Origin of the sequence: Streptomyces sp. SID3212, from assembly GCF_009865405.1 — a bacterium.
Lineage (GTDB): Bacteria > Actinomycetota > Actinomycetes > Streptomycetales > Streptomycetaceae > Streptomyces.
Genome location: NZ_WWJY01000377.1, coordinates 1 through 2,251, shown reverse-complemented (window position 1 = coordinate 2,251; position 2,251 = coordinate 1). Strand labels below are relative to the sequence as shown.

The 2,251-nt window shown below is 70.3% G+C and carries 3 protein-coding genes; all 3 read left to right on the top strand.

The genetic code is table 11. From position 1 onward, the window contains the following. Window positions 1–251 precede the first annotated feature (251 nt). The 3 genes from GT042_RS11435 (at window position 252) to GT042_RS11425 (ending at window position 2,203) form a co-directional block, all read left to right on the top strand. The gene (locus GT042_RS11435; RefSeq protein ID WP_161308605.1) at window positions 252–764 is read left to right on the top strand and encodes a hypothetical protein; all 513 of its coding nucleotides are present in this window, start codon (window positions 252–254) and stop codon (window positions 762–764) included. Window positions 765–857: 93 nt separating this feature from the next. Then, window positions 858–1,658, top strand: a complete 801-nt coding sequence (locus GT042_RS11430) for a VOC family protein (RefSeq protein WP_161308604.1) — start codon at window positions 858–860, stop codon at window positions 1,656–1,658. Between the two features lie 65 nt (window positions 1,659–1,723). Then, complete coding sequence (locus GT042_RS11425; RefSeq protein ID WP_161308603.1) at window positions 1,724–2,203, top strand: signal peptidase II; 480 nt, start codon at window positions 1,724–1,726, stop codon at window positions 2,201–2,203. Window positions 2,204–2,251: the final 48 nt, after the last annotated feature.

Here is a 2,251-nt window from a genome sequence, read left to right as displayed (position 1 = left end):
GGTGGGGGTGAGGGGGGTACGGGGAGGAGTGGGGGCACGTCGGCGGGTGGGGCGCGGCGCCTCGGCGTGCGGTGCCATCCTGCCGTATCGGGTGGGCTGTTGGGCCCGCGGATCCCTTTGTACGGGCAGGCAGCGCCGGGTAGTCGGGCGTGTACGGAGAGGCGTACGCGCCGACGTGTGCGCGCCGTCGCCGTACCGTGGGACTACCGGCCGGAGGAAGGCCTGAGGAAGGCCCGAGGAAGGTTCGCGCGATGGCCTCGCAACGCAACACCAAGCTGCCCGTGGTGACGGAGGCGGAGCAGGCTGTCCGCTCCGCGGGCGGGCAGCGCGCCACGTTCCACCAGCGGCACGTCAGGCGGGGGAACTGGTTCGCCGACTGGGCGGGCAGGCTCGGCGGCTCGGACGTCTACATCGGGATCACGGGCAAGGAGCCGACCGCGCGGAAGGTACGGCTCCTCCTGGACGACTGGATCTTCGAGGACGTGTCGACGAGGGATCTGGGCGGGGTGCTGACGGAGATCTTCTCGACTCGCGGCTCGACGGGCGGTCCGCCCGACGGCTCGTCCGACGGCTCGGCGCAGGGCGCGACGATCAGGTCCAAGCGCCTCTACCTGCTCTTTCCCGCGCAGGTCCTGAGGGTGCCCGTCGGCCGCGCCCGCTACTCCGCCACCAGGAAGCCGTCCCCGGACGCGGAGCTGTCTCCCTGGGAGCGGGCTCTGCTGGTCGAGAGCGGTCCCTCCGCGCGCGGAGGGCTCCCGGACTGACTACCGTAAAAGAACGGGCAAATTTCCTACATAAGGCACATGCCGTACCCATATCTCAACCTCACATCTCATCCCACCGAGGGGGTAAGGATCATGACCGAGTACCCGGAAGGCGCGCCGTGCTGGGTGGACGCCATGTTCACCGACGTGGAAGCCGCCAAACACTTCTACGAGGACGTACTGGGCTGGACCTTCGGCGCCGGCGGGTCGGAATACGGCGACTACACGCAGGCCTACGCGGACGGGAAGGCCGTCGCGGCCGTGGTCCCGCCGATGCCGGGCTCCGAGGGGGAGTCGGCCTGGTGCCTCTACCTGGCCTCGCCCGACGTCGTGGCGACGGCGGAGAAGGTGCGGGCGGCGGGCGGCGAGGTGCTGGCGGAGCCGATGCGGGTGGGCGACTTCGGGTCGATGACCCTCGCGAAGGAGCCGACCGGCGCGGTCTTCGGCGCCTGGCAGCCGGGGCAGCACAAGGGCTTCGAGAAGCAGGGCGAGCCGGGCGCGTACACGTGGGCCGAGTTCTTCACACGGGACCCGGCCGGGACGGACGCGTTCCTGCCGAAGGTCTTCCCGTACGAGGCGCAGACCATGGCCGACGAGCAGATGGACTTCAAGGTCTTCAGCATCGACGGCAAGAAGCGGCCCGTCCTGGGCCGGATGAAGATGGGCGAGGACTTCCCGCCGGACATGACGTCGTACGTGAACGTCTACTTCGCGGTCGGTGACTGCGACGGCACGGTCAAGAAGGCGGTGGACCACGGCGGGAAGCTCCAGTTCGGCCCGATGGACACCCCCTTCGGCCGCTTCGCGGCGCTCACGGACCCGCAGGGCGCGAACTTCTCCGTGATCGACACGTCGAGGACCGAGGGCGAGATGCCGAAGCTGTCGGACGCGTAGCGGGACCGCCGTCCGGCCCACGTACGCTCGGTGAGGGACAGGGCCAAGGATCGGACGGTGTTGCGGTGCGGCGGACGTACGTGCTGTGGGCGACGGCTGCCGCCGGGCTCGCGGTGGACCAGAGCACGAAGGCGATCGCCGCGGTGGTGGTGGAGGGCCACGAACCGAGCCACGCGCTCGGTGGGGCCGTGACCTTCACCGCGTTCCGCAACTCGGGCGCGGCGGGTTCCTTCGCCCCCGACGCGACGCTCGTCTTCACGCTCCTGGCGATGGCGACGGTCGCCTTCATCGCCCGCGTGGCGCCGTCCGTACGGTCCACCGGCTGGGCGGTCGGCCTGGGCCTGGTCCTCGCGGGCGCCGGCGGCAACCTGGCGGACCGCCTGTTCCGTACGCCTGGCTTCGGCCGGGGCGCGGTCCTGGACTTCATCCAGGTCGGGGACTCGGGGATCTTCAACTTGGCGGACCAGTGTGTGACGGCGGGGGCGGTGCTGATCTTGATCCAGACGTTTCGGGGGGTTCCGCTGAGGGTTGTGGGGGCGCGGTGAACGGCCTGCGGCCGGCTTTTGTCCTCAATCGCCGGACCGGCTTGGTTT

Excerpts from the sequence above, each read along its gene's own strand:
- GT042_RS11435 (WP_161308605.1), top strand. The coding sequence starts at position 252 with ATGGCCTCGCAACGCAACACCAAGCTGCCCGTGGTGACGGAGGCGGAG.
- GT042_RS11430 (WP_161308604.1), top strand. The coding sequence starts at position 858 with ATGACCGAGTACCCGGAAGGCGCGCCGTGCTGGGTGGACGCCATGTTC.